Annotated in this window: 3 protein-coding genes (1 of these 3 cut by a window edge); all 3 read left to right on the plus strand. The window is 41.4% G+C overall.

Annotated elements, in window-relative coordinates:
- Positions 1 to 308: 308 nt before the first annotated feature.
- Positions 309 to 4,814: a glutamate synthase large subunit gene (gene gltB, locus ABT310_RS03630; protein ID WP_375326144.1), complete on the plus strand. Its 4,506-nt coding sequence runs from the start codon at positions 309 to 311 to the stop codon at positions 4,812 to 4,814.
- An 11-nt stretch (positions 4,815 to 4,825) separates the two neighbouring features.
- Entirely contained in the window at positions 4,826 to 6,292 is a 1,467-nt protein-coding gene (locus ABT310_RS03635; protein ID WP_375325391.1) for a glutamate synthase subunit beta, read from the plus strand.
- Between the two features lie 271 nt (positions 6,293 to 6,563).
- Positions 6,564 to 6,622: the 5' portion of a hypothetical protein gene (locus ABT310_RS03640; RefSeq protein WP_375325392.1), read on the plus strand. 889 nt of this gene lie beyond the right edge of the window; 59 of the gene's 948 nt are visible here — the first part of the coding sequence; it begins with the start codon at positions 6,564 to 6,566; its stop codon lies off the right edge, out of view.

Below are 6,622 nucleotides of genomic sequence, written 5' to 3' on the forward strand. Positions count from 1 at the left end.
GATTTCGATACCCCCTCCAAAAAGAGGGGGTTCTTTTTTATAAAAGGGTATTTATCTTCCAATCTCCCTGCTTTTATCAAGCATACCACCTTCAAATTGGGTCAAAGTCGATAAAATACGCTTCCCAACACAGGGAAGCGCTATTTTTTAACCTTAAATTTGAGATAATGATAATTTAACATTCCTTTAATTCTTAAAATACATTTTTTTTAACCCTTGAATCATTACGTTGATTATTTATCTGATAATCAATAAAAACCTTATATTCTATTCATCTATTTTGATAAATTTGAGGAAATACGTTAATGATGGGATTGGAAAAGCAAGGTTTATATTTACCGGAATTTGAGCATGATAACTGTGGTGCAGGATTCATCTGTAGCCTAAAAGGAATAAAGTCCAACGACATAATACACAAGGCCCTGGAGATCCTTGATCGTTTGGAGCACAGGGGAGCAGTAAGCTCGGATGGAAAAACTGGAGATGGAGCTGGAATTTTAATCGATATTCCACATGACTTCTTTAAGGATGCATGCCCGTTTGAACTACCAGAAGCAGGATCTTATGCAGTAGGAAATGTATTTCTTCCACAAAAGCAAAACCAACGTGATTTTTGTATTGGCGTTCTTGAAGATAATTTCAAAAAACAAGGACTACAATTATTAGGGTGGAGAAAAGTTCCAATAAATAGGTCCGTACCCGGACGAATTGCTGCGGAAACCGAACCTTATGTAATGCAGGTTTTTATCGGCAAGGGAGAAGCATTGGACGATTTTCAGTTCAACCTTAAACTATTCATCGCACGTAAAATTACCGAGCATACCATTATAGATAGTAAACTTTCTGAAAGTCAGTTATTCTATTTGCCCAGCCTTTCCACTAAAATCATCATTTTTAAAGGGCTTTTGGTACCGAAAGACATTAGTAGATATTATGAAGACCTTTTGGACCCACGAGTAGTAACCCGTTTAGCCTTGGTACACCAAAGATTCAGTACCAACACTTTTCCCATGTGGGATTTGGCACAACCTTTCCGTTACATGTGCCACAACGGGGAAATCAATACGCTTAGAGGTAACGTATCCCGCATGCGCTCGCGCGAAGAATTGATGGAAAGCGAATGGTTCGGGGATGATATCAAAAATATATTACCGATTGTATTGCCGGCAAAATCGGATTCAGCCAGTATGGACATGGTGGTGGAGCTACTTTTAATGACAGGGCGCTCTCTGCCAGAGGTTATGATGATGTTGGTACCCGAAGCTTGGGAGAAAAACCTCGATATGTCCGAATCAAAAAGAGCCTTTTACGAATACAATTCTTGTTTAATGGAGCCTTGGGACGGCCCTGCCTCTATTCCGTTTACCGACGGAAATTACATTGGTGCGGTTTTGGACAGAAATGGACTTCGCCCTTCAAGATATTCGGTAACCAAACAAGGCTACGTGATCATGTCGTCTGAAACAGGAGTTGTTGAACTTGACCCTGAGGACATTGAATTCCACGGTAGATTGGAACCAGGAAAAATGTTCTTGGTGAACATGGAAGAAGGTCGCATCGTAAATGATGAAGAAATTAAAGAATCCATTGCATCGAAGCATCCGTATAAAAAATGGTTGAAGGATAATTTGGTTCACCTTCGCGACATTCCTTATAATGATTGTCCCGTTTTCTTTGGTGAATTTCCGTTAAAAACCAGAAGAACCGCTTATGGTTATACCCAAGAGGACATCAATACCATTATAATGCCCATGGCCGAAAATGGAAAAGAGCCTATTGGGTCCATGGGGTCCGACACACCCATTGCAGTGCTTTCGGAGCGCCCGCAATTGATCTATAATTACTTTAAACAACTATTTGCCCAGGTAACCAACCCACCTTTGGATGGTATCCGCGAGGAACTGATTACCGATATCAGCCTTACTTTGGGCAGTGACCATAACATATTCGACTTTTCAGAATTGCACTGTCGAAAACTTAAGATCCAGAATCCGGTGATCTCTAAAGAGGATTTGGATAAGATCAAAAATTACGATGCAAGTCCAGATTACAAAGTGGTTTCCATTTCCATGCTTTATGAAGTTGAAAGAGGGGTTAACGGTCTGGAAGAGGCTTTGGATTCTATCTTAAAACAAGCATCGGATGCAATTGACGAGGGAGCCAACATCATTATTCTTTCCGATAGAATGGTGAGCACCGAAATGGCTCACATTCCTGCACTTTTAGCTTGTTCCTACGTGAACAGTGGGCTAAGAAAAATGGGGAAACGTTCCAAATTGAGCATCATTATCGAATCTGCAGAACCAAGGGAAGTGCATCATTTTGCGCTATTGTTTGGATTTGGCGCTAGCGCCATCAACCCTTATTTGGTAAATGAGATTATTGGCGAACAAATCAAAGAAAACAATATCACCGATTATACTTTCGAAGAAGCCATCTACAATTACAACAAGGCCATCGGAAAAGGTATTTTAAAAGTGATGAACAAAATTGGGATATCAACCTTGAACTCCTACCGTGGATCCCAATTGTTCGAGTGTATTGGAATCAACACCAAAGTAGTAGACAAATATTTTCCGAATACACCTACTCGAATTCAAGGAATTGGCCTATATGAAATAGAAAAAGAAGTGGCCAAACGCCACAGTAAGGCATTTAAAAGAAAGGAAATAGCAGCTGACCTCGATATAGAGGTTGGCGGAGAGTACCGATGGAGAAGAAATGGTGAAAAGCACATGTTCAATCCATTAAGTGTAGCCATGCTTCAAAAATCGGTACGCAATAACGAGCCGGAAACCTATAAGGAGTATTCCAAAATGGTGAACGAGCAATCCAAAAACTTAATGACCATTCGTGGACTGTTCGAATTTTCGAACTATGACCCTATTCCCATTGAAGAAGTAGAACCTTGGACCGAAATCGTGAAAAGGTTTAAAACTGGGGCCATGTCTTACGGAAGTATCAGTAAGGAAGCACATGAAAATCTAGCGATTGCCATGAACCGAATTGGAGGAAAGAGTAATTCAGGTGAAGGAGGAGAGGATTCGGCTCGTTTTTATAGACTTCAAACAGGCGATTGGAAAAATAGCGCCATTAAACAGGTGGCCTCCGGTAGATTTGGGGTGACCTCCAACTATTTGACCAATGCCCAAGAGATTCAAATAAAAATGGCCCAAGGGGCAAAACCAGGTGAAGGTGGACAATTACCTGGGCCAAAAGTGAATCCGGCCATTGCCAAAACCCGTAATTCAACCCCTTATGTGGGATTGATTTCGCCTCCTCCACACCACGATATTTATTCCATTGAGGATTTATCGCAGTTGATCTACGATCTAAAATCGGCCAACCGGGAAGCTCGGGTGAACGTAAAATTGGTTTCCGAAGTAGGAGTTGGAACTGTGGCGGCAGGAGTGGCCAAGGCCAAGGCTGATGTTGTATTGATATCTGGATTTGATGGCGGTACCGGAGCTTCTCCTTTGACCTCCTTGAAGCACGCTGGACTTCCTTGGGAACTTGGAATTGCCGAAGCACAACAAACTTTGGTTTTGAACGACCTTAGAAATAGGATTGTCCTTGAATGTGATGGACAATTAAAAACTGGAAGGGATGTCGCCATCGCATGTCTATTGGGAGCAGAAGAATTTGGTTTTGCCACCGCACCTTTGGTTGCTTCCGGATGTATTATGATGCGTGTTTGCCATTTGAATACATGTCCGGTAGGTATAGCCACCCAAAACCCAGAACTACGCAAAAAGTTCAAAGGAAAACCAGAGCACGTGGTCAACTACATGTACTTTGTGGCACAAGAACTTCGTGAAATCATGGCCAAGTTAGGCTTCCGCACCGTAAACGAAATGGTTGGACAAGTTCAGAAATTGGATAGAAAAAAAGCCATCAACCATTATAAAGCGGCAGGAATAGACCTTACCCCAATTCTATATCAAATTGATGTGCCCGAAGGAACCAAGTTTTACAATACAGAAAAACAAACTCACGATATATTCAAATCCATAGAATTTGAAATTATTGGCAAGGCCCACCCTGCCCTGTTCAGAAAAGAGAAAACCACATTGGATTTCCCAATTCACAATACCGATAGAGCTGTGGGAGCCATCATCAGTAACGAGATTTCCAAAATTTATGGCGCAGATGGACTTCCAGAAAACACCCTTAAATTAAACTTTACCGGGTCTGCCGGACAAAGTTTCGGGGCATTTGCCACCAAGGGATTGACCATGGTTGTCAACGGAAACACCAACGATTATTTAGGCAAAGGGCTTTCTGGAGCAAAATTGATCATTAAAGTACCTTTTAAGTCCACCATAAAACCAGAAGAAAACGTAATTACAGGTAACGTTACCCTTTATGGAGCCACATCTGGAGAGGCCTACATCAATGGAAAAGCTGGAGAACGTTTCTGCGTAAGGAACTCTGGAGCAAAAGCCGTTGTCGAAGGAATTGGAGACCATGGTTGTGAATATATGACTGGTGGAGTTGCCGTAATTCTTGGTGATGTAGGCAGAAACTTTGGGGCTGGAATGAGTGGCGGTATTGCCTATGTGTATGATAAAAATGGCACTTTTGCCAAGAAGTGCACAGGTGAAGCCTTGAATCTTTTACCCGTTGATGAGGACAACGACATCAAGGAATTGAAAAGTCTTATTGAAAACCACTACAATGCCACCTTGAGTCCATTGGCACAGAAAATATTGGAAGATTGGGAGGAGTGCCTGCCTAAGTTTATAAAAGTGTTCCCAGAAGAGTACCGTCAGGCACTTATTCGATTGGAACAAGAAAAAATGCAAACCCTATAATTTTTTGAGAGATGGGAAAGACTACAGGATTTATGGAATTTGACAGGAAGGATGAAGCATATGCCCCTGTTAAAGAACGCATCAAGAATTATAAGGAATTCACCCAACCATTAAAGGAAGGTGAACTAAAGAACCAAGGAGCGCGCTGCATGGATTGCGGCATTCCTTTTTGCCACAGTGGATGCCCTTTGGGCAATTTAATCCCTGATTTTAACGATGCTGTTTATCGTGGAAAATGGGAAAAAGCAGCCAAAATATTGCACTCCACCAACAACTTTCCTGAATTTACAGGAAGATTGTGTCCGGCCCCTTGCGAAGAAGCTTGTGTTTTGGGCATCAACGAAGACCCGGTTTCCATTGAAAATATTGAAAAGAATATTGTTGAAACCGCTTTTAAAAATGGCTGGGTACAACCAGAAATCCCTTCAAAACGGACAGGAAAATCAGTGGCCGTTATTGGTTCTGGACCCTCAGGATTGGCAGCAGCGCAACAATTGAACCGAGCTGGACATTTAGTTACTGTTTTCGAACGAGATGAAAAAGCGGGCGGATTGCTTCGCTACGGAATTCCAGATTTTAAAATGGAGAAAAATGTCATCGACCGCCGTTTGGAGGTAATGGAAAAAGAAGGGATAATCTTTAAAACAGGTGTTCATGTAGGTGTAGATGTAACTGCAACTGACCTTAAAAAAGAATTTGATTCCATTGTACTTTGTGGAGGCGCAACAGTTAGACGCCATCTTCCTATTCCTGGCTCTGATGCGAAAGGAGTGGTACAGGCCATGGATTTTCTACCACAAAATAACCGTAAGGTAGATGGAATACCTTTTAAGGGTGAAGAACTTTCTGCTAAAGGCAAAAAAGTCATCGTCATCGGCGGAGGTGACACAGGTTCGGATTGCATTGGAACCTCAATACGTCACGGTGCCGTTTCGGTAACCAATTTTGAAATTATGCCGAAGAGTACCACCAGCAGACCCGATGGACAACCTTGGCCATTTTGGCCGATGCGATTGCGTACAAGTACTTCGCATAAAGAAGGTGCAGAAAGAGTATTTAGTATATCGACCAAAAATTTCAACGTCGATAAGGAAGGAAACTTGAAGAGTTTAGTTACAGTAGAAGTGGAATGGGTAAAGTCCCCAGGGCAAAGACCAATACTTAAAGAGGTTGAAGGCACTGAAAAAGAATGGGAATGTGATCTAGCATTACTGGCCCTGGGCTTTACTGGTTCTGAAACCACCATTGCAGACCAACTAGGTCTGGAAATGGATCCTAGAACCAATATCAAAGCTTCTGCGAGTGACTATAAAACAAATATACCCGGCGTTTTTGCTGCGGGGGACCAGAGAAGAGGTCAATCCTTGATTGTTTGGGCCATTTCTGAAGGTAGACAGGCCGCACACCATGTCGACAAATATTTAATGGGAAAATCCGATTTACCACTCAAAGGTGAAGGAGATTTACCAAGAGTATAGCACACATAAATTTCAACTATACAAACACCGCTCCCCATTACTAATGTTTTGGGGAGTTTTTTATTCCTTACCACGAGTCTTAACCATGAGGGTACATTTTCGTTTAATGAAATATAAATGATTATATTTCAATTATATAACAAATATCGCCATCTATACATAAAACCTTTAATTCGAAATTTATTTAGATATATTTAAATAGATGACCGTCCCTTAGACTTGCTTTGCTTTTCCTGCTAGCTGTGTTTTACCAACCAAAAACACTAGTAACATGAAAAATTATTTTTTACTCCTTTTATTGATTGTACTTTCTGTATCATGTAAATCCAA

It is taken from the genome of Flagellimonas cixiensis (assembly GCF_042134615.1).
GTDB lineage: Bacteria > Bacteroidota > Bacteroidia > Flavobacteriales > Flavobacteriaceae > Flagellimonas > Flagellimonas cixiensis.

Bases quoted from the DNA above. Each gene is read 5' to 3' on its own strand.
- gltB (WP_375326144.1), top strand. From the start codon at position 309: ATGGGATTGGAAAAGCAAGGTTTATATTTACCGGAATTTGAGCATGAT.
- ABT310_RS03635 (WP_375325391.1), top strand. From the start codon at position 4,826: ATGGGAAAGACTACAGGATTTATGGAATTTGACAGGAAGGATGAAGCA.